This is a genomic window from Sphingobium sp. B2D3A (genome assembly GCF_025961795.1).
Classification (GTDB): domain Bacteria; phylum Pseudomonadota; class Alphaproteobacteria; order Sphingomonadales; family Sphingomonadaceae; genus Sphingobium.
Genome location: NZ_JAOQOI010000001.1, coordinates 2941064 through 2966284 on the forward strand (window position 1 = coordinate 2941064; position 25221 = coordinate 2966284).

Genomic DNA, 25221 nt, shown 5'->3' on the forward strand with positions numbered 1-25221 from the left:
CCATTCGTCGCGATCAGCTAACGCCTCATGGCCTGCGCGATGAGGAGAGACGATTGAAACGGCGTATTTTTGCTTCAGCCCTGCTCTGTGGCCTCGCCCTCTCTGCGGTGGCGCGCGCGGGGGAGACGCCGTTATATCAGCCCTCGCCGGACTGGGTCATCCCCGCACAGCTTCCCGCGCCGTCCGCACTCGCCGCGAGCGGCCCCGCCATCCTGATCTTCGACCGCCAGCAGCGCATCGCAGACGGCAGCCTGTGGACCTACTCGGACACCGCGCAGCGCATCACCTCGGCCGAACAGCTTAACCAGCTCGCCAACCTCACCCTGCCCTGGCTGCCGGACAAGGGCGATCTCATCATCCACGAGCTGGCAATCGTGCGCGATGGTCAGAGCATCGATCTGCTGGCCGGCGGGCGCACGTTCACAGTCATCCGGCGCGAGCAGGCGCTGGAGCGGCGCGAACTCACCGGGCTCCTGACCGCGACCATGGCCGTCGAAGGCCTGCGCGTGGGCGACATCCTGCGCCTGCGCGCCTCCACCACCGGCAAGGACGCCGCGCTTGCCGGCCATGTCCAGGCACTCACGCCGTTGATCACTGCGCCGGTCACGCTCGGTCAGGGTCGCCTGCGCACGCTGTGGGACAATGACAGCCCGGTCAAATGGAAGGTCGGCATTACCGGCATCGAGGCCAAGCCGGTGCGCGGGGCGCGCTTCACCGAGCTGAGCTTCGCCCTGCCCGGCCCGCGCCAGACGGAGATTCCCTCCGATGCGCCCATCCGTTTCCAGCCGCTGCCACTGCTCGAGGTCTCCACGTTCAAGGATTGGGCCGACGTCTCCAGGACGATGTCCCCGCTGTTCGCGACGCAGGGCCTGCTCAAGCCTGGCAGCGCCCTGCTGCAGGAGGTCCAGGCGATCATGGCTGCTGAGCGCACGCCGCTCGGCCGCGCCCAGCGCGCCCTGCGGCTCGTTCAGGACCAGATCCGCTATCTGGCGGTCTCCATGGATGGCGGCAATTATGTCCCGCAAACGCCGGAACAGAGCTGGGCGCTACGCTATGGCGACTGCAAGGCCAAGACGCTGATGCTGCTCGCCATGCTGCGCGAAATGGGCATCACGGCAGAGCCCGTGCTCGCCCATGCCCAGCTCGGCGACGCCGTCGTAAATCGCCTCGCCAGCCCCGCTGCCTTCAACCACATTCTCGTGCGCGCGCAGATCGATGGCGAATCCCTGTGGCTGGATGGCACCGGCATCGGCTCGCGGATCGAGGATATCCACGATACGCCGCCCTTCCGCTATGTGCTGCCGCTGCGCCCGGAAGGCGCCGATCTCCTGCTGATCGAGCCGCGCAATGCCGGCCGCCCCGCCTTCGACCTGACGATGACCATGGATGAGACCGCCAGCATCGATCTGCCGAGCGTGTTCGATCTCTCGCTGGTGTTGCGCGGCCTCGCCGCCATGCAGCTCAACGTCGTGCGCACGCAGCTGGACAGCGAGAAGCAGCAGGAGGTGCTTGGCGAGTTCCTCTCCAGCGTGGTCGGCGACTCCCAGTTTGCGGACATCAGCCTCACGGGCGACGATCAGGCGGGGATCGTCACGATCAAGGCGCGGGGCGTCACCGATACGGAATGGGAATGGACGGACAAGACCATGCGCCGCGCGGTCGACAAGAGCATCTCGTCGATCAGCTTCGCGCCGGATCGCGCACGTGCGGCCTGGTCCACCATCCCGGTCGCCACGCCGGCGCCCGAGGGACGCCACGTTCGCACGACCATCCGCCTGCCCCAGCAGGGCGCGGGCTTCCGCGTTGAGGGCGAGCCTGCGCTCGCAGCCCGCATCGCCGGCTATGATTTCAACCGCGCGCTCAGCCTTGAGAAGGGCGTCCTCACCATCGATGAAGTTGTCGATTCCACCGGCATCGAGATCCCGGCCAGCGAGATCGGCGCCGAGAAGGACCGCCTTGCCACCGCGCAATCACAGGCGCCGCGCCTGATCGCCCCGGCCAATGCCCTGCGCTCGTGGGACATCACCGGCAAGGACCCCGCCGGCGCGACGCAGATCGCCGCTGCCCAAGCCGTCTACGCCAAGGCCATCGCCGCCAATGCCGACAAGGCCGCGCCCTATCGCGATCGGGCGACCTTCCTCCGCGCCATCAACGATCGCAAGGGCGCCCTGGCCGATCTCGGCAAGGCCATCACGATCGAGCCGGACATCGACCTCTATCTGATGCGCAGCCAGATCCACAAGGAAATGGGCGACCTCGAGGCAGCGCTGGCCGATGCCGAAGCCGGCCGCGCACTCGACCCCGCGTCCGTGGGCGCGGTGTTCAGGGTCGCCAACCTGCGCGCTGAAAGCGGCGATCTGGATGGCGCGGTTGCCCTGCTGGATCAACGCATTGCGCTGGGCGGCGAATCCCGCCGAACGTTCCAGGAGGGCAAGGCCGACATCATCGGCACTTATGGCGACCCGGCCACGGCGCTTGCGCTTGTCGACACGCTGCTGGAAGACCGGCCGGGCACGCCGTCACTGCTCAACATGCGCTGCTGGATCAAGGGGACACGGCAGGTCGAGATCGAAACCGCCGCGAAGGATTGCACATCGGCACTGGAGTTGAGCAACAGTCCCTATGGCATTCTGGATAGCCGTGCGGTCGTCTCCTACCGTCTCGGCCGATATGAGGATGCGCTCCGCGATCTCAATGCCGTGCTGAATGCCGTCCCCAATCTCGCCGAAAGCCGCTTCATGCGCGGCGTCGTCCTCGCCCGCTTGGACCGCGGCGCGGAGGGCCAGACCGATCTCGCCATCGCCCGCCGCATCAAGCCCCGCATCGACGCGGACTATGCGCGCTTCGGCATTGCCCCGTAAGGCAAGGAAGCGAGCATCGAGCACCAGCCTATCCCACCTTCGTCACCCCGGACTTGATCCGGGGTCCCGCTGCTTCAATGCGGCCGAAGGTTCAGGCATCCCAAGAAAGCTGGACCCCGGACCAAGTCCGGGGTGACGAGGAATGGGGAGCAAGCCCGCCCGTCGCTCCAACCGGCGCCCGCAAACCCTCAGGCGCGCGCGAGCAGGCCTTCGGTCAATCCCTCGAACATCCGGCGCCCGTCCGTACTGCCATGGGTCTTCTCGATCGCGCGTTCGGGGTGCGGCATCATGCCCAGCACGTTGCCGCCCTCGTTGAGGATGCCAGCGATGTTCCGGGCCGATCCATTGACGGCCTCAGCATAGCGGAACGCAACGCGGCCCTCGCCTTCCAGCCGATCCAGCGTCTGCGCATCGGCAAAATAATTGCCGTCATGATGCGCGACGGGGATGTTGATCGTCTGGCCGGCCTCATAGCCGCTGGTGAACGCGCTCTGGCTGTTCTCCACGGTCAGCGCCACGCTGCGACAAACGAAGTGAATACCGGCATTGCGCATCAGTGCGCCCGGCAGCAGCCCCGCTTCGGTCAGCACCTGAAAACCGTTGCAGATGCCGAGCACATAGGTGCCGCGCGATGCCGCCTGGGCAACGGCCTGCATGATCGGCGAGCGCGCCGCCATGGCGCCGGAGCGCAGATAGTCGCCATAGGAAAAGCCGCCGGGCACGCCGATAAGGTCCAGACCCTCCGGCAATTCCGTCTCGCGGTGCCAGACCATCTCGGGCTTGGCGCCGCTCACGGCCTCGAAGGCCACGGCCAGATCGCGGTCGCAATTGGAGCCCGGGAAGACGATGACAGCGCTTTTCATCGGAAACGTCCTTCCTGTCGCCGGCTCAGCCGATCGCCTCGATGCGGTAATTCTCGATCACCGTATTGGCGAGCAGCTTGCGGCACATGGCGTCGATCTCGTCTTCGCTGGTGCCGTCGGCCAGATCGAGCTCGATGAGCTTGCCGGCGCGGACATCATTGACGCCGCCAAAGCCCAGCCCTTCCAGCGCGTGCTGGATCGCCTTGCCCTGCGGATCGAGCACGCCGGATTTCAAGGTGACGAACACGCGGGCTTTCATCGGGACTGTCCTTGTCATGTTGATCGGTGATGGTGATCGGATGCGCCGGCCCTAGACCCGGTCTTTCGTCGCCGCAAGGGGTGAGCGCGTGTCGATGCGTTGCGCAGCCAGGGCATCGCGCCGAAACCCGTCGAAGCAGCGCCCGCCGACGCGTGCCAGTTCTGCTTCGCCCAGCTGCAGCACTGCTTCAGCCCGCCCGGCGCCGAACAGGTCGGCAAAGGCGGTCTCGTAGCGGCTTGAGAGGCCCAGTTGCGCGGCCTCCAGCTGGCGGGGCAGCCATTTGCCGGCGCCATTCCAGCAGTCGCGGGTGCGCAGGCTCAGTTCCGCTAGCAGCGGGTGGAGTCGCGCGCCGATGGCCAGCTTCTCGGCGCGGCTGCGCTCGCCGCGCAGATCGTCCAGGGCGTCCGTGATCTGGTAACGGAGGTCTTCGAGCGCCTCGGCACTCAGCGGCCTCGGCCCCGCCGCGAGCCGCGCCGCGACCTTTGCCTGCAGCACCTTGCCGAGCGCGATCCGCCGCCCGATCACTTCGCCCTCGGCCACCATAGAGAGCAAGGAGGGGCGCCCCTTGGCAATATCCTGCTCCATGAACCAGGCGAGCGTGGAGGGATCGTGCACGAACATTTCGACCGGCACGCCGTCGACCGTCTCCGATTCCCGATGCGCCAGCGGCAGCGCGCGATAGACCACCACCAGATCGATATCCGACCAGGCGCGCCCTTCACCGCGCATGATAGAACCGGCCACAAAGGCGTAATCGGCTCCGGGAAAGCGTTCGAGGAAAATGGACTTGGCAATGGCCAGCGCGCGCGCGGGATCGGTCATCATGATGGCGGCGCCTTATCAGCCCCGCGCGCGGAAGAAAATGCGCCTGAGCCAGAGCGGATCGGGTTTGAGGTGGCGGCGGGCTGGGGCGGATCGGAAGGACCTGGGCGCGGACAAGGTGGGCACCCCACCGAAGGAACGCGTCCCTCTCACTTCCTCCGTCATTCCCGCGAACGCGGAAATCCAGGTCAGCGCCGGCGCGTTAAGGCAACGTCGAAGCTGGATTCCCGCGTTCGCGGGAATGACGAGGGTGAGGGGCGCTATGCAAGCAACCGTGAAGCGGTGGCTGGCTTATCGAATCCGGTAAAAATCCCCTACCCGATCCAGCGCGAAGCCCAGCACCAGCTTGCCGGCCCGCGCCGGCCAGCCGAGCGCGCGTTCGGCGGCGACGAGGCTTTCGCACGCGCAGACGACCCGCCACAGGATATCCACCAGCCCGGGGCCGGCAGCCGCCAGCGCGCCATTCAGCCGGTCGCGCGCGCTCATTCTTGCGAGCGTCGGCGCTTGGCCGGGCGCCCCGCCCCGCCCGGCGCGGACCGGTACGGCCGCCAGATCCCAGTTCATCGTCACGCGCGCGCCCATGCCGGCCTGTTCCCAATCGCGGCGCAGCGCCTCAGCGGCATCGAACTGGCGCTGGCTCAGCATCCCACGGGCATGGAGCCAGCTCGTCGGCGATTCTGCGATGTTGACCATCACGCGCTCGCGCCGCCCATCGGGCCCTTCGATCACTTGTTCCACTGTCTTACCGCGCCGTTCAGCCATGCCCTGCGTCTCCCGTTTCGAGTCGCAAAGACCATTGCCATGTGGCGACAAATGTAGGACATAGCGAACCGATGAGGTTAACAATCAGGTGAGCCGATGATTACGAGGATCAGGGAAGTCCGCAAAGCGCGGGGCCTCACGCTGGAGGGAGTGGCGGCCCGCTGCGAACCCCCGACCACAGCCCAGACCATCGGACGCCTCGAAACAGGCACGCGAACCGTATCGGTGAAATGGCTCAACCGCATCGCCGCCGCACTGGATGTGCAGGCCAGCGATCTGGTCGATCTGCCCGCCAGCGAAAAAGTGCCCGTCGCCGCACTGGTCGGCCCAGATGGCGCCGGCGCGCCCAGCCGCCCGCTGACGCTGGTGCCGCCCGCCGTGCCCAAAGGCGCGCTTGGCATTCGCATGACCGCCGCCCTTGGCGATTACCGCGCCGGAGACGAATTGTGGTGCGAACCCCTGCCGCCGGAGCGGTTCGCCGACGCACTCAACCGCGACGTACTAGTGCCCCGCCCCGCCGGCCGCTTCCTCTTCGGCCGCCTCATCGGCCGCGACGGCGCCATGCTCCACCTCCTCCCGCTCGGCATTGGCATGCGCCAGCAAGTGGTGAACGACCCCGCCTGGATCGGCTTGCCGGTGCGGCTGATCCGGGATTTGTGAGGTGTACCGTTTCCGCTGAGCCAACTTGCCGAAGTTAGTGTTATCCACTAATTTGATCGGATGGACAAAGCGATCACCGCCAGCGAGGCCAACCAACATTTCTCAGAACTTCTTCGCGAAGTTTCGGAGGGCGAGAGCTTTACCGTGATGTCACGCGGACGACCCGTTGCCCGTGTCCTCCCCATCGATCGGCATCAGGAAGCACAGTCGGTCCGCAATTTGCTCGCATTTGTGGCCGATCTACCGGTCCGCCACGCCGGGGCATGGTCGCGTGACGATCTCTACGAATGAGCCGCGTTGCGCTCGACAGTAACATCCTCGCCTATCTCGCAGGGGTGAGCCGTGCCCCGGAGGATGACCCCAAGATCGCAAAGATCCGCGCATTGGTGGCGCAGCTTGCCGAGGTGGCAAGCCTCATCGCACCGGCACAGACCCTCGGCGAACTGTTCGTCGTCCTGCGCCGCAGCGGCGCCAGTGCCGACGAGGCCCGGGCCATCCTGCTTGAATTCGCGAGCGCATTCGGCACCTCGGCTTCCGAGGCGCGCACTGCTCTGGCGGCTGCCGATCTCGTGGTCGATCATAAACTGCAGTTCTGGGATGCCCTGATTATCACGGCGGCGGCGGAAGCGGGCTGCAACCTGCTCCTGTCCGAGGATATGCAACATGGCTTCGTCACGCGCGGTCTGACCGTTATCAACCCGCTGGCACCCACATGGCACCCGAAGCTCAAGGCCCTGTTGAAAACCGCGACCGGTTAACGCTGCAGCGCTTACTCCCCGGCGTTCGCCACGCCCGCCGCGCCCGGCTCCGCCACCGGGATCGTCCAGATCGCCACATTCATGAACATCACCACTGCCGCGATGATCATCAGCCAGCCGCGCTTGGCATCGTGCCGCCAGCCGATCATGTAGATGCCGCCCACGCCCAGCGCGATGCCGGCGAGCATGAGGATGGAGAGAATGGTCCCGCTCATGGCCGCCCGATAGCGCCAGCCGCGCAGCCACGCAATCCACGGTGGCATTCTGGGCCCGTGGATACTAGATAGCGGCGCGAAGCCGACTCGTTCAGATTCAGAGTTGGGCCGGGGACCTTCTGCCATGCGTATCGCCATCGCTTCCGACCATGCCGCCACCGAGCTCAAGGCCGCACTGGCCGATTGGTTGCGCGAGCAGGGTCATGATGTGAACGATCTTGGCCCCGCCGCGGGCGAGAGCGTCGACTATCCCGATTATGGCTACAAGCTGGCCACCGAGATCGCCGCCGGGCGCGCCGAGCGCGGCGTGGCGCTGTGCGGCTCGGGCATCGGCATTTCCATTGCCGTCAATCGCGATCCGACCTGCCGCTGCGCGCTGGTGAGCGAGCCGCTCTCCGCCCAGCTTTCGCGCGAGCATAATGATGCGAACGTGATCGCGATGGGCGCCCGCCTGATTGGGCCGGAAATGGCCAAGGCCTGCCTTACCGCCTTTCTCACCACCGATTTCGGCGGCGATCGCCACGCTCGTCGCGTCGGCAAGCTCGGCAATCCGCCGGCGCTCGCCACGACGGCGTGATGCCGCGCCCGATCCGTTGAACACAGACGTCTGATAACAAGGAACATCCGCTCATGACTGCCTCGCCAGCCGCTGCCGATCTCGACAACCAGCCCGCCATCCGCGCTCAGGGCTTTTTCTCGACCGGCCTTGCGGACGCCGATCCGGAGGTTTTCGCCGCCATTCAGGGCGAGCTCAAGCGCCAGCAGGACAAGATCGAGCTGATCGCCTCCGAGAACATCGTCAGCAAGGCGGTGCTGGAAGCGACCGGCAGCGTGTTCACCAACAAATATGCCGAGGGCTATCCCGGCAAGCGCTATTATGGTGGCTGCGAATGGGCCGACGTGGTGGAGAACCTCGCCATCGAGCGCGCCAAGAAGCTCTTCGGTTGCGACTTCGCCAACGTGCAGCCCAATAGCGGCAGCCAGATGAACCAGGCAGTGTTCCTCGCGCTGCTGCAGCCGGGCGACACCTTCATGGGCCTCGATCTCTCGGCGGGTGGCCACCTCACCCACGGGTCGCCGGTCAATATGTCCGGCAAGTGGTTCAACTGCGTGTCCTACGGCGTGCGCAAGGAAGACCAGCTGCTCGACATGGACGAGGTGATCGCCAAGGCGCGCGAGCACAAGCCCAAGCTCATCATCGCGGGCGCCACCGCCTATCCGCGCGTGTGGGACTTCGCGGCCTTCCGCGCGATTGCCGATGAAGTGGGCGCCTATTTGCTGGTCGACATGTCGCACTTCTCCGGCCTCGTCGCTGGTGGCGCGCATCCCTCGCCCTTCCCGCACGCCCATGTCGTGACGACGACCACGCACAAGTCGCTGCGCGGCCCGCGCTCGGGCATCATCCTCACCAATGACGAGGCGCTGGCCAAGAAGTTCAACTCGGCTGTGTTCCCCGGCTTGCAGGGCGGTCCGCTGGTGCATGTTATCGCCGCCAAGGCCGTCGCCTTCGCCGAGGCGCTGCAGCCGGAATTCAAGGCCTATGCGCATCAGATCGTCGCCAACGCCAAGGCGCTGGCCGCCAGTCTCGCCGACGCTGGCGTGGCCGTCGTCTCGGGCGGCACGGACAATCACCTGATGCTGATCGACCTGCGCTCGCGCAACACGACCGGCAAGGCCGCCGAGAAGGCGCTGGATCGCGCCTACATCACCTGCAACAAGAACAGCGTGCCGTTCGATACTGCGAGCCCATTCGTCACCTCGGGCCTGCGGCTCGGCACCCCGGCGGGCACCACGCGGGGCTTCCGCGAGGCCGAGTTCCGCCAGATCGGCGGCTGGATCGCCGAAGTGGTCGAGGGGCTGCGTCGCAATGGCGATGAAGGCGATGGCCAGATCGAGGCGCATGTGCGTGAGAAGGTGAAGGCCCTCACCGCCGCCTTCCCAATCTACTGAGCAAGGACCGCGACCGATGAGCAAGCCCGACGATCTCGCCCAGCGCGCCAAGGCGGAAGCCACCGGCATGGCCAAACAGGGGCTTGCCCATCCCTCCACCAAGCCAGTGCTGACCGGCGCGGCGATTGGCGCCGTGGCCGGGCTGGTCCTTCCGGTGGTCTCGCTGCCGCTCGGCCTTGTGGCCGGCGCCGGTATCGCCTTCTGGCAGAGGATTCGCCGCTAAATGCGCTGCCCTTATTGTGCCCATGAAGACAGCCAGGTGAAGGACAGCCGCCCCACAGAGGACGGCGCCGCGATCCGTCGCCGCCGCCAGTGCGAAGGCTGCGGCGCGCGCTTCACCACGTTCGAGCGCATCCAGCTGCGCGACATCGCCGTCGCGAAATCGAACGGCACCAGCGAACCCTTCGACCGGGACAAGCTCGCCCGATCCATCGAAATCGCCTGCCGCAAGCGGGCGATCGACACGGTGCGCATCGAGCGGCTGGTCTCCGGCATCCAGCGCCAGCTGGAAACCAGCGGCGAGACGGAAGTCCCGGCCGCCCGCATCGGCGAACTGGCGATGGAAGGGCTCAAGGGCCTGGACAGCGTCGCCTACATCCGCTTTGCCAGCGTCTATCGCGATTTTACCGAGGCGAAGGATTTTGAATCCTTTGCAGGGTCGATCCGTGAGGTTGGCCGGGAGTGAGGCACCACGTCGCCCTCACCCCGTTAGCCCTGAGTAGTCACTGAGCCTGTCGAAGTGGCGTATCGAAGGGCCTTGCCATGAGCTTCTACACCTATCTGCTGAAGTGCGCCGACGGCAGCTATTATGCCGGGCATACGGATAATCTGGACCTGCGCATTGCCCAGCATGAGTCTGGATCAATTCCCGGCTACACAGCAACGCGCTTGCCGGTCGCTCTTTCGTGGTCGGAATCGTTCGGAACGCGCGAGGAAGCATTGAGTGCGGAGCGACAGATCAAGGGCTGGTCACGCAAGAAGAAGGAAGCGCTGATCGCGGGAGATTTTGCGGCCCTCAAGGAAGCGGCGCGCAAGTCCTTCGATACGCCGCTTCGACAGGCTCAGCAGCAACTCAGGACGAACGGGGAAGAAACAGCCGCATTTCCTTCCGTCAGCGCTCCTGCCTCGCCTGCGCTCAGCTCGGCCCTTCGACTTCGCTCAGGGCGAACGGAGGAAAGTGAGCAAGTACAAGGGCATGACACCCCACGCCCCGTCATCGTCCTCGTCCGCCCTCAACTCGGCGAGAACATCGGCAAGGCGGCGCGGGCGATGCTCAATTTTGGGCTGACCGAGATGCGGCTGGTCACCCCGCGCGATGGTTGGCCCAATCCGGCGGCAGGCCCCGCAGCCGCGGGCGCGGACGAGGTTCTGGCCAACGCGCAGGTTTTTGAAACGCTGGCCGATGCCGTCGCGGACTGTCCGCATGTCTATGCCACCACCGTGCGCAAGCGCGGCGTGACCAAGCCTGTCGCGACGCCGGAAGAAGCCGCGCGGGATATCCACCTTGCGCAGGGGCGCAGTGCCATCGTCTTCGGCCCGGAGCGTTCCGGGCTCGAAACCGACGATGTCGCGCTTGCCCGGGCCATCCTCACGGTGCCGATCAACCCGGAGTTCGGCTCGCTCAACCTCGCGCAGGCCGTCATCCTGTGCGCCTATGAATGGTCCAAGCAGGCGGCGCTCAGCCAGCCGACCCACACCGACCTGCTGCCCCCCGCGCCCCAGGAAGAGCTGGAGGGCATGATCGCCCAGCTCGATGGAATGCTGGAGCAAGCCGGCTATTTCTACCCGCCCGATCGCGCCCCGGCGACACGTCGCACCCTGCGCGGCGTGCTCACCAAGCCCGGCTGGAACAGCCTCGAAGTGCGCACGCTGCGCGGCGTTCTTTCTGCGCTGGCCAATCCGCGCCCGCGCTGACAATCGGCGACGCTGACACCGCGCGACAGGCCCATTGAGGCCCATCTTGCGCGTCAAAACCGACGAACCTCCCTGCCATCGCGGCCAGCCGTGCCACCGCTCTGGTGCCCGAGCGCTTTCTTGTTCAAGGCTGGTGCGCGTCAGGAAGAAGAATGAGAACAGACGTTTCGGGTCGTGAACATCATTGGGACGCCATGCGCGCCCTGCTCATGCTGCTCGGCATTCCCTATCATGTCGCCATGGCCTACCGCGCCAATGACGTGTGGATCGTCAATGCCGGCGAAGGCGATCTGGTTTTCACTTGGATCGCCGGCATCATCCATCTGTTCAGAATGCCCGCTTTCTTTGTCATTGCTGGCTATTTCGCTGCACTTCTGCTGATGCGCCGCGCGCCCGGTGCGTGGATGAAGAATCGCCTGATCCGCCTCGGCCTACCCTTCATCGCGGCGCTGCTTACCCTCAATCCGCTGCTCAACCTGTTCACCGAGCTGTCCAATTTCAGTCTATGGGGCGCCTTGGGCTCGCTGGAGAAGAACAGCCTGCAATCCGGCGGATATTGGGTGCGGCATTTGTGGTTCATCATCGTGCTGCTTTATCTTTGCGGTGCGGCCGCCCTGCTCTGTCATCTCGCACCGCGCGCGGGGCAGGCTGTGCTTCCCGCGCGTCTCGATGACTGGCTGGGCCGGCATATGGCAGCGGCCGTGATCGGCCTCGGCGTCGTGATCGGTGCCTGGCAGGCTGGCGCGATCGAGCTCTTCTATGCCTGGGGTTTTGCCACCAACCTGCCCCAGCAAATCCTGCGGATCGACCAGTTGATCCAGTTCGCGCCGTGGTTCGCGCTCGGCTGGCTGGTCTGCCGCGCCCCCCAGTTCCGCGCAGCACTGCACAAGCCTTCCGCGTTGCTTGCGCTGATCGCCCTCGCCGCCACCCTGCTGTACCTCCAGATCGGGCGAGACGTGCATCCAATGACCGAGCGGTTCATCGGCACCATCGCGGCGATCACCATGACGCAGGCCCTCATTGCTGCCATGAAGCGACTGGCCGACAGGCCAAGCCGGGCGGTGCAGGCGCTGGTGAGCGGAGCCTTCGTGATTTATCTCGTCCATCTGCCAATCACGGCCGCCCTCGTCGTCCTCGGCCAGCATATCGCCATGCCGGTGGTGGTAAAGGCCGGCGTGATCACAGCGCTCACCATGGCGCTCAGTTGGGGCTGCTGGCGCATCGTCCAGACCTCCCCTACCCTGCGCCTGCTGTATGACGGCGTGGGGCCGGAGCTTCCGCGCCTGTCCACAGCCCCCGCGCGAAAGACCGCCACCGCGACGGCACCTTGACTTTCCGCCCCTCGCCCGCCATAGGCGCGCCTTCGCAATCGGCCCCGCACCCCGGTGCAGCGGCGGCCCTGCCTCTGAAAATGAGTGTCAGGCGAAGACCGGGATCGACGCCAAACCCTTTCAGGGCGCGGCAGACGTTGTTCGCAATTGAAGGAAAGTCATCATGACGAAGCGCACAAGCGCCAAGTACAAGCTCGACCGTCGCATGGGCGAGAACATCTGGGGCCGCCCCAAGAGCCCGGTCAACAAGCGTGAATATGGCCCCGGTCAGCACGGCCAGCGCCGCAAGGGCAAGATGTCCGATTACGGCATCCAGCTGCGCGCCAAGCAGAAGCTCAAGGGCTATTATGGCGACGTGACCGAGAAGCAGTTCAAGAAGAGCTACATCGAAGCCAGCCGCATGAAGGGCGACACCAGCCAGAACCTCATCGGCCTGCTCGAGCGTCGTCTGGACGCGGTTGTCTACCGCGCCAAGTTCGCGCCGACGATCTTCTCGGCTCGCCAGATCGTCTCGCACGGCCACATCTATGTGAACGGCGTGAAGTGCAACATCGCGTCGCGTCTGGTGAAGCCGGGCGACGAGATCACGCTCGGCAAGAAGGCGCAGGAAATGGCGCTCGTCCTCGAGGCGCAGAGCCTGCCCGAGCGCGACATCCCCGACTATCTCGCCCCCGATGGCGCCACCAAGATCACCTACACCCGCGTCCCCACGCTGGACGAGGTGCCCTATCCGGTGAAGATGGAGCCGAACCTGGTCGTCGAGTTCTACTCGCGCTGATCGATCGGCCTCTCAGGCAGATTTCAAAAAGGGCGGTCCGGCAACGGGCCGCCTTTTTGCATGATCGCGCGCCTGCTCTGCAACGCAGCCTCGTGGCCGAGGCCAAACGCCGCGCTCAAGGCGCGGCGTTCAGCGCTTTCTGCAGGAAGTTGGCGGACTGGACCAACATGTCTCTCCGCGCTTCACTGTCATCCAGGTAATGGTCCAGCTGCTCGTAGACGACCAGCGTCCCGTCCTTGCCAGCCTGCCGCAGCCGATCAGCCATCAACCGTGACTGGCCCACGTTCACGTTGCGATCGAAGGTGCCGTGGAACATGAGGACCGGCGCCTTGATGCGCCCCGCCTGCCGGGCAGGCGAACCCTGCTCGATATGAGGGCCGGAGCCGATGAAGTCCTTCTGCAGATAATAATTGCTCCAGCCGGACCACTCACCCTTCAGCCTTTCGAGATCGGTTCCGAATGAATAATGCCCCGAAGTCAGGGCAGGATCGATACCGCGGATCCGAATGCATCCATGCCCATCGCTGATGAATTCTTTGTTCACCGGGCGGGCGCGCTCGACCCGGGACACAGTGCGAAGTGAAACCGTGTCGATATGGTCGACGCCAAGCCCGTCGTCCGTGTGGGCAAGGCGCGTCCCCGTCAAAACCTCGGGGACATATGAGCGTAGCAGGAGCACATGGCCATCACGCCCTGTATTCCAGTCAAGTACCGAGCCCCCAAGCAGCCTATAGCCCAACGCGTCACGACCGGTGCCCGGAATCCGGATCGTCTGCATCCGCTTGCCATCCGCGTCCACGGCTATCGGGCGGCTGATATAACTGAGTTCAACACTGTCGAGCGAAACCACGCCATAGACGTTGCACAGCAGGCGACTGGTTCCACTCCATCGGCACCAGCCCAGCTCTCCGGGTCTCCCCGCGCTGCGACGATCGCGACTGGTCGGGGAGTCGGCACGGGTGAGGTCAAGAATGCGCACGTCGGCACCGCCGGCGCCAACACCCTCAACCGTCGCAAGCAACACGCCATCCGGCGACAAGCTCGCCTGCCGAACAGAAGAACGCACACCGAAGGCAGCAGCAGCCTGCTCCAGTTCCAGACGCGCATCCGCTGCCCAAACAGGCGTGACGCCACCCGCAAGACAAACAAATACGCTGAACAAGCTACTACCAGTCACGCGCGTGACCAGTCCTGCGGAACCCGTGGCAATCCCCCCTTTGTTCGCTGGCACGGTCAGTCCGTGATAGCATCGCCGGGTATCATGACTAGGCTGCTTGTTATTGAACTGGCAGCACGCACTGACATTGCGATCTGGGTGTTGCTTGTTGATGGATGATTTGCCCACGTGCGCCTCGCGCCGGGTGCTTGTCAGAACTGAACCGGGCTGACGGATCGGAGGTTCTGCAGATCTAATATCGGGTCGGCCGAAGACTTGCCGAGCGGCTTGCGCGGCCGAACTCACTTCGCACCGCTCAGTTGACGGTGATTCGGGAAATACTCGGATAGATGGCGAAATGTTAAAATAGACGTAACCAATTCTTAAGTGCCTTGACGCATTTTCGCTTAAAGTGGCGTTCTGAGACCAGTTGTTCGCATCAAGCGATGAAATGCTGCGAGGCAAAAAATGCCTTGCGCAGCTTTATTGCGCGGTTTAGCCATCCACCGACGCTTAAGGGAGTTAAATAGATTTATGGAAGCTCGGCATACTGCATCGGATTTCCGATCAACTCCTAGCAGCGGCAATCCAGCGACCAGCAGCGCTGAAGCCGAGCAAGCCCGAGCTTTCCACACGCTGAGACAGCCCCGCTCCTATGGGGAAGCATCGCCAGATCAATCGGTCACAGTCGGGCGGTCTGTCGTGCTGAAGGAAGCCGAAGCGCTCCACGTATTGGCAGATTCACTCGGCAGAAGCTTCAGCATTGCCGTTGAGAATGTTTTGGAGACAGAACGCCGCGTTGTGATCAGTGGCTTGGGCAAATCAGGACACATCGGCAAGAAAATCGCGGCGACGCTTGCGGCGACCGGAACTCCCAGCTTTTTTGTACATGCAAGCGAAGCTGCTCACGGCGATCTTGGAATGTTGGAGACGGGAGATCTTCTCATCGTCATTTCCAACTCAGGTTTCACTCAAGAACTGCGACCGCTTGTTGCGCACGCCAAGTCCATCAACATCAGAATCATCGCGATCGTTTCCAAGCTGGAATCGCCGCTTGCCAAAGCAGCCGATGTCGTACTGCAATTGCCGGCGATGGAAGAGGCGTGCCCGGTGAAGATGGCGCCGACCACATCGACCACAATGACGCTCGCGCTTGGGGATGCCCTTGCGATCAGCGTGATGCGGAGGCGTGGCGTGGATCGCGAAGCGATGGCCAAGTGGCATCCAGGAGGCAGCCTCGGCAATCGATTTTCCCCGATCGGTGACATAATCGACCGGCGTCGTCCGCTGCCGCTCGTCGGCCTCGACGCCCCCCTTCGCGATGCAATTTTCGAGATGACAGCGGTAGCGAAGGGTGCTGTTGGCGTCACCGATAATGCCGGGAAGCTTGTCGGCGTGATCACCGATGGTGATCTTCGACGCAATTTTCATTTAATCCATACCGGCCGCGCGAGAGACATTATGTCTCATTCGCCGAAAACCATCTCGAGCAGTGCAATTGCGGATGATGCGGTCAAGCTGATGACGGATGCGCGCGTCACCGTGCTCTTCGTGATGGACAGCCAGCAGCCCTCGCGCACGATTGGCCTTTTGCACATTCACGATTTGGGCCATCTCCTCTAAAAATAAGAGGAGGAATGACTGTAATGTCCCAAGTCGATTCTACTCGCGCTGATCCGTCAGATCCGGTGATCATCATTCCTGCCCGCTACGGATCCACGCGTTTTCCCGGTAAGCCCTTGACGCAAATTCGAGGGGCTGATGGCGTTGCGCGTCCCCTCGTTCAGTGGAGCCATCTCGCTGCCAAGCGCGCTGGGACCGGCGCTCATATCTGTGTCGCCACCGATGACGACAAGATCATTGACGTCGTTCGGTCATTCGGAGGCCAGGCAGTCGAAACGCCCGAAAGCTGTCGAAACGGGACCGAACGTGTCGCCGCCTGCCTAGATCTGTTTCCTGACGCTGACGTGTTCGTGAACGTCCAGGGAGATGCGCTGCTGACGCCCCCGGATTTTGTTAAGTCGCTCATCACCTATATGATGGACAATCCTGACGTACAGGTCTGCACGGCTGGGATCAGGTGTACCGAGGCCACCTATCGCCATCTCGCCGACGATGCGGAGGCGGGGCGCGTCGGCGGAACCACTCTTGTGATGAACGCTGCGGGCGAGGCACTCTATTTTTCCAAGCGTCTTCTCCCCTATTTACCATCCGGTACTCTGCCTGACGACGAGCGACCGATCTATCTTCATCTTGGCCTTTATGCCTATCGACGCGCGGCACTTGAACACTACGTTTCTCTAGACGTCACGATGCTGGAAACGGTTGAAGGCCTTGAGCAACTTCGATTCCTCGTGCACGGCATTCCCGTGAAGGTGCTCGTGTTCCCGGAACCCGATTTTGCGATGGTCGAGGTAAACAACATGTCCGACGTCGCAATCGTGGAGAAGATTTTTCATGATCGTGCGATGACGGCGGAATGAGTCGTCGGCAGTGGCGGCCTCTGCAAGCATGGATCTATTTCCTGACTGCATCTCTCTCGGGCCGCCAGCTACAGCGCCCTACCGGTTCCCACCCGCTTGGGTAGCCGAGGACCGCAGTCTGTGACTGGAGTGGCGCACACGATCTTTGCGATTCCGCCCTTTCCCGGCGCGAAGCCGTTTGACCACATCCGATCCGGCAGCGGCGCAACACAACGCGCGCGCCCCACCCTTTTGCTCGAAGAAATGCGCCGTCTGAAGGTCGGGGGACCATTCTGGCTCGAACATATGGCGCCAACCGCCCGCGAGGCCCCACAGCCTGTCGATTCCCCCATGCGGTATTCCGCGGCCGACCCCAAAGCCTTGCTGGCGGCAATCGGTGGTCAAAAGGTCCTCCTGAACGGTAAAGGTCCGTTTGAGGCCTTGTCCGGCATGGAACCTGGCGCCCCGGAAATGGACAGTACTCTCCATGATCTTATAGATCGCTTCCTGTTGGCCGACGTCAGTTATTGCAGCCCCTTCACTGGCGAGCCGATCAGCGCACTCGAACTCGTCGCTATTATTGGGGAATGGCGCGCGCTGATCGAGGCCAATCGCTCGATTGCAGGTGCGTTCGGCTTTGCGCTCTGGAAACGCGAAACGATCGATCCGTTGCTCTGGGCTGGGAAGCCTGTCCCGTTTCTTGCGCCGTCGCCTGAGGCACTGGCCACCATTCCTGAACAAGCAACCATCGCGGTTTGGAAGGCGCGCGTCCCCGCGCCATTTCTGGCCACGCTTGAAGCCGGGCCATGGCGGCTGTTAGAGGTGGAGGATGGTTTCATCAGGTCCGCCGGGCTCGGCGCAGATTGCATACCGCCGCTATCCATTGTGGCCGATGACCTTGGCGTCCACTACGATCCGACCCGCCCTAACCGGCTCGAAGAGATGCTGGCCTGCCATGATTTCTCAACTGAGGAGTTGGTGCGTGCAGGTCGGCTGCGTGATTGGATCGTACAAGGCGGGATCAGCAAATATGGTGTCGGGAAGGCCGCTCCACTTCTTCGCGCGGGGCGCGCAAGGCAGCATCTTTTAGTCATAGGGCAAGTGGAAGACGACCGCTCTGTTCAGTTTGGCGGCGGCGAAGTCCGCTCAAACCTGGAACTGTTGAAACGGGTACGTGCGAACGCGCCCGACGCCTGGATCGTCTACCGACCACACCCGGACGTCCAGGCCGGGCATCGCCGGGGCAGCATTCCACAGCGCTTGGCCTTTAATTTGGCGGATGCGGTCGAACCGGCAAGTCCCATCGGCGCCCTCATCGCGATGGTCGATGAAGTTCATGTCATTACATCGCTTGCAGGCTTCGAAGCGTTGCTGCAGGGCAAGCCCGTGACGGCCCACGGCACGCCGTTCTACGCAGGCTGGGGCCTGACCACTGACCTCGGGCCTCCGATGCCACGCCGCGGGCGCTCGCGCTCGCTTGACGACCTGGTCGCTGCCGTATTGCTGCGCTACCCACGTTATCTCGACCCTGTGACGAATTTGCCCTGCTCCGCTGAAATGCTCGTCATGCGATTGATCTCTGGTGTTCAGCGGCAGAATTTTGCACTAGTACCGATGCGACGGTTGGTGGGGTGGGCCAGACGCGCTTCGGCGCAGATTTTGGGATTACGATGAAATTCCAACCCATAACGCAGCGGAACTTTCTGTTCCTTCAAGGGCCTCCTGGCACGTTCTTTTGGCAACTAAGCCAACGGTTAAAGGGCTTTGGCTGCGGCATTTTTCGCATCAACCTAAACGGCGGCGATGCAGCAGACTGGCCGGGGCCCGCCACAAATTATCGCGGATCCCGCAAACGCTGGACCCTGTTCATCGACAGGTTTCTCAACGACCACGCTATCACTGATATCATACTCTTCGGCGACTGCCGTCCATTACACATGGCAGCCCACCGCATGGCGCAGTTGCGCAAGATCGACGTCCACGTTTTCGAGGAAGGCTATATCCGCCCCGACTGGCTCACGCTTGAGCCCAGCGGCGTCAATGGAAACTCGTCGCTATCTAGGGATCCGGCTTTTTATCTGCAGGAAGCAAAAGAGTTACCTCCTGTACCGGATCGTCCAACGATTACCGCCAATTTCGGTCGCCGCGCGCGTGACGCATATCACTATTATTCGCGCGTTTTTCTCGGCCGCCCATTCTATCCTTACTACCGCTCGCACCGGCAGGGTTCGCTCTTGGCCGAGGGCATCGGCTGGTTGCACAAATTCGCCCGAGAGAAGCAGGAAGCTGTCCGCACAGAGGCCGCAATATCCAGCCTTTCCGGAACCCCCTATTTCCTCTTCCCGTTGCAACTCTCCACCGATTTCCAAATTCGCGAGCATTCCCCTTTTCATGACATGAGAGAGGCGATGGACTATGTGCTGTACAGCTTTGCTCGCCGCGCCCCGGAGCACATAAGGCTGGTGATCAAGGAGCATCCGCTTGACAGCAGCTTCCGCAGCTGGCGCCGCCACATTGTCAAGCGTGCGAAGAAAATGGGTGTCTCAGATCGAGTGATACCCATAGCCGGCGGCAACCTTGGCGAACTTGCTGAAGCAGCAAGCGGCATGGTGACCGTGAACAGTACCTCAGCCTCGTTGTCGCTCGCTGCCGGCGTCCCGACTATTGCCCTAGGGAAGGCAATCTACAACATTCCTCAGATCACACATCAAGGTCGCCTGGACGAGTTCTGGGTTCACCCCCAGGCGCCGAACGCAGAGACTTATGAGGCATTTCGCCGCGTCTTGTATGATCGTTGCCTGATCTACGGCGGGCTGGCCAGCCAATCTGCGACCAGCACGCTCGTGGAGTCTGCCTTGGAACGACTGCTTGGCAGTCGTGTCAATTTGCGGACACAAGCCCCGATACAGGCATTTGGCTGATCTGGTTCAGCCACTCATCGACCTTGTTGAAGTGATCCGACCAGCTTGGCGGCTCCCACCCTCGCAAGCGCTCGAGCTGCGCCGACCTCCGGAAGCTCGCAGGACTCCCATAATCTTCGACGGCGTTCATCCAGCCTATTCCATCTATAGGACTTAGATAGTCGGGAATGGAACCGGCAAGCTCACGAAAGACGGGCAAGTCGCTTGCTATTACCGGCGTTCCCGCCGCTAGTGCCTCGACAAGCGGCAAGCCATAGCCCTCCGCGAAGGATGGAAAAAGCAAAGCGCGTGCACCCCGCATACAGGCGGCCAGCGTAGTGTCATCACAAGATGGTAGCTCAACGACGTGCTCACGGATCGCCTCACAACGATCGAGCATATCGATCACCTGCTCGCACTCCCATCCCCGTTGACCGATAATCACCAGTTGCGGGCATGCAGAGCCGAAACGACGCGCGAGTTCAGCCCATAAAGTGAGTAACAACAGATGGTTTTTACGAGCTTCGATGGTGCCCAGAACGACGAAATAGGGCCTGGCACGGCGTTGCGCTGGCACATCGGCTGCTGAAGGGCATTGCGGATCGGCCAGACCCAGCGGCGCCAACAAGGACGGTGGCGTCGACAGGGATTGCTGCGTAGCAAATCGGGTGACTTCATCGAGTGTGTGGCGGCTGTTCCCAATGATCCCCACGCCATGACTCAGCAGCGCCTGGAGGCGTCGGCGATGCTTTTCCGCCTCTCCGGGCCGGCAGTACTCTGGAAAGCGGATCGGGATGAGATCGTGAACGAAGTAGATCGGCCGAACCTGGGTGCGATGCAGCCAAGAGGCATGAACAGCCTTGTCGAGTCCCGTGTGGCCGACATTGAGATAGAGCCGGCCGGCTAACGCAGCGTCCCGCGCACCGATAAGGCTCGCTGGCAACATGGAAAGGAGCCGCCCGCGCACATCCCCCTTCCCTTGTTCAATGAGGCAGCCGTACAGTTGCTCGGTTGCCTTCGCAGTGAGCACGCGAGTCAGTCCGCCCCACTGGACAACTGCTTGTGAGCGACCCTGAAAATGCGCGGCATAGGCCAAGCAGGTCCGATCAATGCCTGTAGGCAATCTCCTGTACCAAGCCCTCCAAACGAGGCGCGAGACATCGAGAAGTGGGGAGCTGTGGGGCAACTTCAACGATTTTTTTGCGATGACTCTAGTCCTTAGTCATGCGAGCACCGAATAGGTGTGGTGGTAACGGGTGTCTCCGGAGACAAATGCATATGACTTGGCCACGCGCAACTGAATTTCTCCCGAACAACTGCGCTAGCGACCGATCAGTGCTAGACAAGTCTCCTGCTCTCATTATGGCTGGCGTGCGCAGCAGTCACCGAAGCGGCGCGCAACGACGATAGCAGAAAAGAACAGTCGCACAGGTTCCAAGAAAGCCCTCATGCCGCCGCACCCCATCACCTTCACCATGCCTGCAATCCCGCACTGTCCGTGCCTCGATCAAGGGTTGGGATGGCCAGCCTCAGTTGACTGCTGATGCTACGAAGCGGAAGCTCGACACCCCCAATCAGGTTTGGTGAAGGTCATTCCTTATGGACGTAATTGCTACCAAGGCGACCGCCCTTCAGCGTGCGTGGCTTACCGCGCGTGTCCACGTCGATGCATTTCGTGCCAGTCCTCGCATCTATATCGCTGCATTATGGTGGCGGCTGTTCCGGCGTCGTGTACGATCGCGCGCCATGCTCGAACCGCTACTTGGCGCTTCCTCACGCGCCTACCTCTTGTGGCAGATCCGAAATGACGAAACTGCTACCTGCATTGCCGCTCCCACTGCCAAGATGGTCATAGGGCTGGACGTCAGCCACGGTGAAAGCGGGCTCAGCAACACGCTCGCATCATTGGAACAGGCAAGCGGACAAATTGATGTCATACGCCTTGGAAGGCCTGGCCTTGCACCACCGCCGATCCCGGAACTTCCGTTCTGGCTCATTCCGCTGCTGCCAGGAGACCGGCTGGCCGCCAGTGCGCTCGCAGCCTATTCAGCCGCGGCAGCCAGGTCGCAAGCTACGATCATCTACGCAGATGACGATCTGTGCGATGAGCGAGGCTGGCGGTATAGCCCGCACTTCAAGCCGCGCTGGAATGAAGAACTTTTTCGGTGGCACGATTATCTGTCCCATGCGTGCGCGATACGCATCGACGAGGAGTCCGAACTCAAGGATATCGCGGAACGCGAGAACTGGCTTTCGCAATTGATCAGGCAGCGTATTGCGGCCAACCCAGCCAGCATTGAGCATGTTCCGCAGGTTTTGCATCATCGCCGCCTCAGGCCGGAACCGCGGCCGCCTCAGATCCGAGGATCGGATGACCGGAACAACGACTTGCCGTCAACCACCGTCATCGTGCCGACTCGAAACCGCGTCGAGCTGTTGCGGACCTGTTTGGAAGGCCTGCAACAAACCGCATATCCTCGCTTTGACGTCATCGTAATCGACAACGACAGCGACGACCCCGCAACGCTCGCCTACCTCAAGCAGATCCAGGGACTGCAGTGTCGTGTCATGGCGTTCCATGGGCCGTTCAACTATGCCGCCATGAACAATGCGGCTGTGACGCTGGCGAACTGCGAGCTCATCTGCTTCCTGAACAACGACATCGAGATGCTTGATACCGGCTGGCTCACGTACATGGCGCATCAAGCGGTCAAACCCGGAATTGGCGCGGTCGGCGCCCGTCTGCTGTACGCTGATGGATCGATCCAGCATGCCGGCGTTTCGATTGGTGTGGGAGGCGGCGCTGCCCACGCGCATCGCTACCTGAGGCCAGAAGACGAAGGCTATTTCTCCCGTCACAATCTTCCGCAATTTACAACGGCTGTCACTGCGGCTTGCCTGCTGGTCCGCTGCGATTATTTTCGAGCGGTGGGTGGTTTCGACGAGCAGAGATTTCCGGTGGCGTTCAATGACGTCGACCTTTGCCTGAAATTAAATGAGAGAGGCTGGCAGTCTTTCTACGAACCGCGCGCAACACTGATACACCATGAATCGAAATCGCGAGGCAAGGACAGCCACCATTCGAACCGCACCAGGTTTGCCGCAGAGCTCGCCGCGTTAAAGGAACGCTGGCATACAGACACAGCAATTGACCCCTATCATCATCCGTCGCTGAGCCGATACAGCGAACAATTCGTGTTGAAGTCATGAGCCTGCCCCGATCCCGTCTTCAACTCCCCGACGTCACGCTTTGTGCCGTCACATCGGTGAACGTGGAGGCGACCGTCAGTGCGCTGGGGCGTTGCCTCTCGATTGCCGATTTCGGCGAATGTCTGCTGTTTACCGACGCGCCTGTCGCGAGAGCCGACATTCGGGTCATTCCCATCGCCCCGCTTCTCAGCGCCAGCGCTTATTCACAATTCTTACTACAGGAGCTCGCCGCGTATGTCAGGACAAGCCACGTCCTGATCGTCCAATGGGACGGATTCCTCCTCGACCCCACCGCCTGGAGCGACAAATTTCTCAACTATGATTATATTGGAGCGGTGTGGCCCCAGTTTCAGACCGGCGGACAAGTCGGTAACGGGGGGTTCTCACTTCGTTCAAAGCGCCTGCTTCACGCCTGTCTGGACCCCGCCTTTCACGCTTCCCACCCCGAAGATGTCGCAATCTGCCGAGAAAACCGGGCGTGGCTCGTCGAGCGTCATGGCGTACGCTTTGCTGACGTCGATGTTGCGGAAAGATTCTCTTTCGAGAGGACCCGGCCAAGCAGGCCAACATTCGGATTTCACGGCGTCTTCAACATGCCCGAGGCGATCGGACGCGAAGAATTCTGGGCTATCTACCGGTCGCTTGACGAACGCAGCACAATAAAGCCCGATTTCCTTCCTCTCTTTGCTCAAATGATTGGAGGCAAGCAAGGGCTGAGGCGGGCAGCGACCATGCTGAGCGATCGCTGGCGCGGAAGCCGCTGAACCGTCGAAAGCTCAGGCTGCTGCGTCCGTCTCCCATGCGAGATAGAGATCCCGCTCGCGCATCCAGAGATCTGCAAAATCGACGTCCTGCCAATCGTCAAACCAGGGACCGCCGTTCGTATAATGGATTACGCGCGGCGTGGCCTCAGGCCGAGGATATTCGCCCTCAAGAAAGTTCCAGTCGAGGTCCAGCGCGCCGATCGCCGCATCATCGTGGATCCACTCGAACCTGTGAAGATACGCCGGCGACGCCGTATTGACGACTGCAGGTGTCAATGCCTGAACGTCCGGATGATCGCAGTTGAACAGCATGAACGACGACCAGTTCTTGCGAGGATAGATGGTCTGCGCCTTGCCATCCATCTTGATGCCGTGGGCCGGCTGATAATCATGCTGCACGCAATACAAAGCCTTGGAGGAATCCAGTCCCTCGAACACGCGGCGCACATCGACCGTAAACAGAAAATCGCAGTCGCAGAACAGCACCCAACCGCCACTCGCTGCCAGAAATGGCGTCAGGAAGCGGGTCAGCGAGAACTCAGTGGACGAAAGCGCATCGTAAGGACGTGTGTAAAGCTGGAGTTCGCGCAAGCTGTCCTGACGCAGGGGAATCACATCGAGGTCACCATCAGAATGGCGCAACAGCGAGTGGCGCGCGACCTGCCAGGCGATGTCCTCGCGGCTATCATACCCAACGAAGACCTTCTGCTTAATTGCCGCATTCATTCAAACGCTTCCTTGATCAGTCGACAAGTCTAACGGCTACCCGCTGTATCACGCATCCAACAGCGGGCCATAGTTTGCACGGCATATTACAACCTATGCACGACGGAAGGAAAGGGCACGCCTGAGCCATGTGAAGAACGTGCTGATCCCTCCCTGTCGTTTCAGTTTATCCAATTCCTGCTGGAGGGCAATTATTCGCTGGTTGCGGCGCTCAATCATGGCGACTTGCTCTTTGCGGCGAGCTGTCGCCTCTGCCAGTTCCCCTATCAGCCGCTGGGTCGCACCCTCGTCTCTACCGCAGTGCAAGAGATGTCGATCCAAGGAAGCTTGCAGCATTGCCGCGCGCGCTTCGGCGGCCTCGCTTTTCCGTCTGTAGCGATCCACCTGTACAGTGAGGACGTCCATTTCGCGCTCCCGCTGCGACAACCTCACTTCAAGCGATGCGAGCGCAAGACTTACAGGGTCAAGCGTGGAGTCGACTTGGCCGTTCGTCGGATTCTTCATTCCATTCCCATTATTCAACACAGCCAAACGAGACATGACTTCGACCTGAAAACCCGAAGGATTGCAAACTTTGAAAGGTCCAACGGACCATTCCTTAAACAAAGCAGGGGTAGAATAACCGCAACCAAGCGTCCATGTCCAATCGCTACCTAAATCCGACGCGCCCAGGTGGCAGGCGTGGGTCTACAGACAGACAAACCGATGTGGCCGCCTGCTCCGCAACTCCTCGACAACCGGTGGCATGATACTTGTGGTCATCCCAACTTGATGCCATAGACTTGCTGCCTCCAACGGGTTCGGATCGCCCATAGGAACGGCTTATGGAA

At 62.2% G+C, this 25221-nt stretch carries 26 protein-coding genes; 17 read left to right on the forward strand and 9 right to left on the reverse strand.

Annotated elements, in window-relative coordinates:
* Positions 1–53 precede the first annotated feature (53 nt).
* Complete coding sequence (locus M2337_RS13650; RefSeq protein WP_264570682.1) at positions 54–2861, forward strand: DUF3857 domain-containing protein; 2808 nt, start codon at positions 54–56, stop codon at positions 2859–2861.
* Between the two features lie 188 nt (positions 2862–3049).
* On the opposite strand, the gene purQ is transcribed toward M2337_RS13650, so the two are convergent.
* The 4 genes from purQ to M2337_RS13670 form a co-directional block, all read right to left on the reverse strand.
* Positions 3050–3724, reverse strand: a complete 675-nt coding sequence (gene purQ, locus M2337_RS13655) for a phosphoribosylformylglycinamidine synthase subunit PurQ (protein ID WP_181560005.1) — start codon at positions 3722–3724, stop codon at positions 3050–3052.
* A gap of 25 nt (positions 3725–3749) precedes the next feature.
* The gene (purS, locus tag M2337_RS13660) at positions 3750–3983 is read right to left on the reverse strand and encodes a phosphoribosylformylglycinamidine synthase subunit PurS (RefSeq protein ID WP_264570683.1); all 234 of its coding nucleotides are present in this window, start codon (positions 3981–3983) and stop codon (positions 3750–3752) included.
* A 51-nt stretch (positions 3984–4034) separates the two neighbouring features.
* The gene (locus tag M2337_RS13665) at positions 4035–4808 is read right to left on the reverse strand and encodes a nucleotidyltransferase domain-containing protein (protein WP_264570684.1); all 774 of its coding nucleotides are present in this window, start codon (positions 4806–4808) and stop codon (positions 4035–4037) included.
* A gap of 288 nt (positions 4809–5096) precedes the next feature.
* Positions 5097–5567 carry a DUF6456 domain-containing protein gene (locus M2337_RS13670; RefSeq protein ID WP_264570685.1) on the reverse strand — a complete coding sequence of 157 codons (471 nt, stop codon included), beginning with the start codon at positions 5565–5567 and terminating at the stop codon, positions 5097–5099.
* A 96-nt stretch (positions 5568–5663) separates the two neighbouring features.
* On the opposite strand from M2337_RS13670, the gene M2337_RS13675 reads away from it, so the two are divergent.
* From M2337_RS13675 to M2337_RS13685, 3 genes are read left to right on the forward strand one after another with little or no spacing between them, the layout of a single operon-like run.
* Entirely contained in the window at positions 5664–6227 is a 564-nt protein-coding gene (locus tag M2337_RS13675) for a helix-turn-helix domain-containing protein (protein ID WP_181560009.1), read from the forward strand.
* A gap of 60 nt (positions 6228–6287) precedes the next feature.
* Positions 6288–6518, forward strand: coding sequence for a type II toxin-antitoxin system Phd/YefM family antitoxin (locus M2337_RS13680; protein ID WP_264570686.1), 231 nt, complete (start codon positions 6288–6290; stop codon positions 6516–6518).
* On the forward strand, positions 6515–6985 hold the full coding sequence (locus M2337_RS13685) for a PIN domain-containing protein (protein WP_264570687.1): 471 nt from the start codon (positions 6515–6517) through the stop codon (positions 6983–6985). Before M2337_RS13680 ends, M2337_RS13685 begins: the two co-directional genes overlap by 4 nt.
* A gap of 11 nt (positions 6986–6996) precedes the next feature.
* On the opposite strand, the gene M2337_RS13690 is transcribed toward M2337_RS13685, so the two are convergent.
* On the reverse strand, positions 6997–7248 hold the full coding sequence (locus tag M2337_RS13690) for a hypothetical protein (protein ID WP_413716203.1): 252 nt from the start codon (positions 7246–7248) through the stop codon (positions 6997–6999).
* A 76-nt stretch (positions 7249–7324) separates the two neighbouring features.
* Between M2337_RS13690 and rpiB the strand changes: the two genes are divergently transcribed.
* The 7 genes from rpiB to rpsD all read left to right on the forward strand — a co-directional run bounded on the left by rpiB (position 7325) and on the right by rpsD (position 13173).
* The gene (rpiB, locus tag M2337_RS13695; protein WP_264570688.1) at positions 7325–7777 is read left to right on the forward strand and encodes a ribose 5-phosphate isomerase B; all 453 of its coding nucleotides are present in this window, start codon (positions 7325–7327) and stop codon (positions 7775–7777) included.
* A 53-nt stretch (positions 7778–7830) separates the two neighbouring features.
* Positions 7831–9150 (forward strand): serine hydroxymethyltransferase, encoded by a 1320-nt coding sequence (gene glyA / locus M2337_RS13700; protein ID WP_264570689.1) that lies wholly within the window; start codon positions 7831–7833, stop codon positions 9148–9150.
* Between the two features lie 16 nt (positions 9151–9166).
* Positions 9167–9373, forward strand: coding sequence for a hypothetical protein (locus tag M2337_RS13705; protein ID WP_264570690.1), 207 nt, complete (start codon positions 9167–9169; stop codon positions 9371–9373).
* Positions 9374–9835, forward strand: coding sequence for a transcriptional regulator NrdR (nrdR, locus tag M2337_RS13710; RefSeq protein ID WP_181560014.1), 462 nt, complete (start codon positions 9374–9376; stop codon positions 9833–9835).
* Positions 9836–9912: 77 nt separating this feature from the next.
* On the forward strand, positions 9913–11064 hold the full coding sequence (locus tag M2337_RS13715) for a TrmJ/YjtD family RNA methyltransferase (protein WP_264570691.1): 1152 nt from the start codon (positions 9913–9915) through the stop codon (positions 11062–11064).
* A 152-nt stretch (positions 11065–11216) separates the two neighbouring features.
* Complete coding sequence (locus M2337_RS13720) at positions 11217–12395, forward strand: acyltransferase family protein (protein WP_264570692.1); 1179 nt, start codon at positions 11217–11219, stop codon at positions 12393–12395.
* 163 nt (positions 12396–12558) lie between these two features.
* Entirely contained in the window at positions 12559–13173 is a 615-nt protein-coding gene (rpsD, locus tag M2337_RS13725; RefSeq protein ID WP_181560017.1) for a 30S ribosomal protein S4, read from the forward strand.
* Between the two features lie 115 nt (positions 13174–13288).
* Here the strand turns inward: rpsD and M2337_RS13730 are convergent, their stop codons facing one another.
* Complete coding sequence (locus M2337_RS13730; RefSeq protein WP_264570693.1) at positions 13289–14518, reverse strand: alpha/beta hydrolase family protein; 1230 nt, start codon at positions 14516–14518, stop codon at positions 13289–13291.
* A 513-nt stretch (positions 14519–15031) separates the two neighbouring features.
* On the opposite strand from M2337_RS13730, the gene M2337_RS13735 reads away from it, so the two are divergent.
* The 4 genes from M2337_RS13735 to M2337_RS13750 all read left to right on the forward strand — a co-directional run bounded on the left by M2337_RS13735 (position 15032) and on the right by M2337_RS13750 (position 19712).
* Positions 15032–15952 carry a KpsF/GutQ family sugar-phosphate isomerase gene (locus tag M2337_RS13735; RefSeq protein ID WP_264570694.1) on the forward strand — a complete coding sequence of 307 codons (921 nt, stop codon included), beginning with the start codon at positions 15032–15034 and terminating at the stop codon, positions 15950–15952.
* Between the two features lie 23 nt (positions 15953–15975).
* Positions 15976–16812 carry a 3-deoxy-manno-octulosonate cytidylyltransferase gene (locus M2337_RS13740; RefSeq protein ID WP_264570695.1) on the forward strand — a complete coding sequence of 279 codons (837 nt, stop codon included), beginning with the start codon at positions 15976–15978 and terminating at the stop codon, positions 16810–16812.
* 129 nt (positions 16813–16941) lie between these two features.
* Complete coding sequence (locus M2337_RS13745) at positions 16942–18465, forward strand: capsule biosynthesis protein (RefSeq protein WP_264570696.1); 1524 nt, start codon at positions 16942–16944, stop codon at positions 18463–18465.
* Positions 18462–19712, forward strand: coding sequence for a capsule biosynthesis protein (locus M2337_RS13750; RefSeq protein WP_264570697.1), 1251 nt, complete (start codon positions 18462–18464; stop codon positions 19710–19712). Before M2337_RS13745 ends, M2337_RS13750 begins: the two co-directional genes overlap by 4 nt.
* On the opposite strand, the gene M2337_RS13755 is transcribed toward M2337_RS13750, so the two are convergent.
* Positions 19672–20787 (reverse strand): glycosyltransferase family 4 protein, encoded by a 1116-nt coding sequence (locus M2337_RS13755; protein WP_264570698.1) that lies wholly within the window; start codon positions 20785–20787, stop codon positions 19672–19674. The genes M2337_RS13750 and M2337_RS13755 overlap by 41 nt on opposite strands.
* A 503-nt stretch (positions 20788–21290) precedes the next feature.
* Between M2337_RS13755 and M2337_RS13760 the strand changes: the two genes are divergently transcribed.
* Both M2337_RS13760 and M2337_RS13765 read left to right on the forward strand, forming a co-directional pair.
* Positions 21291–22901, forward strand: a complete 1611-nt coding sequence (locus tag M2337_RS13760; RefSeq protein ID WP_264570699.1) for a glycosyltransferase family 2 protein — start codon at positions 21291–21293, stop codon at positions 22899–22901.
* Positions 22898–23665 carry a DUF5672 family protein gene (locus M2337_RS13765; protein WP_264570700.1) on the forward strand — a complete coding sequence of 256 codons (768 nt, stop codon included), beginning with the start codon at positions 22898–22900 and terminating at the stop codon, positions 23663–23665. Before M2337_RS13760 ends, M2337_RS13765 begins: the two co-directional genes overlap by 4 nt.
* 12 nt (positions 23666–23677) lie before the next feature.
* Here M2337_RS13765 and M2337_RS13770 read toward each other — a convergent pair whose 3' ends face one another.
* Positions 23678–24391: a hypothetical protein gene (locus M2337_RS13770; protein ID WP_264570701.1), complete on the reverse strand. Its 714-nt coding sequence runs from the start codon at positions 24389–24391 to the stop codon at positions 23678–23680.
* A 93-nt stretch (positions 24392–24484) separates the two neighbouring features.
* Positions 24485–24895, reverse strand: coding sequence for a hypothetical protein (locus M2337_RS13775; protein ID WP_264570702.1), 411 nt, complete (start codon positions 24893–24895; stop codon positions 24485–24487).
* Positions 24896–25221 lie beyond the last annotated feature (326 nt).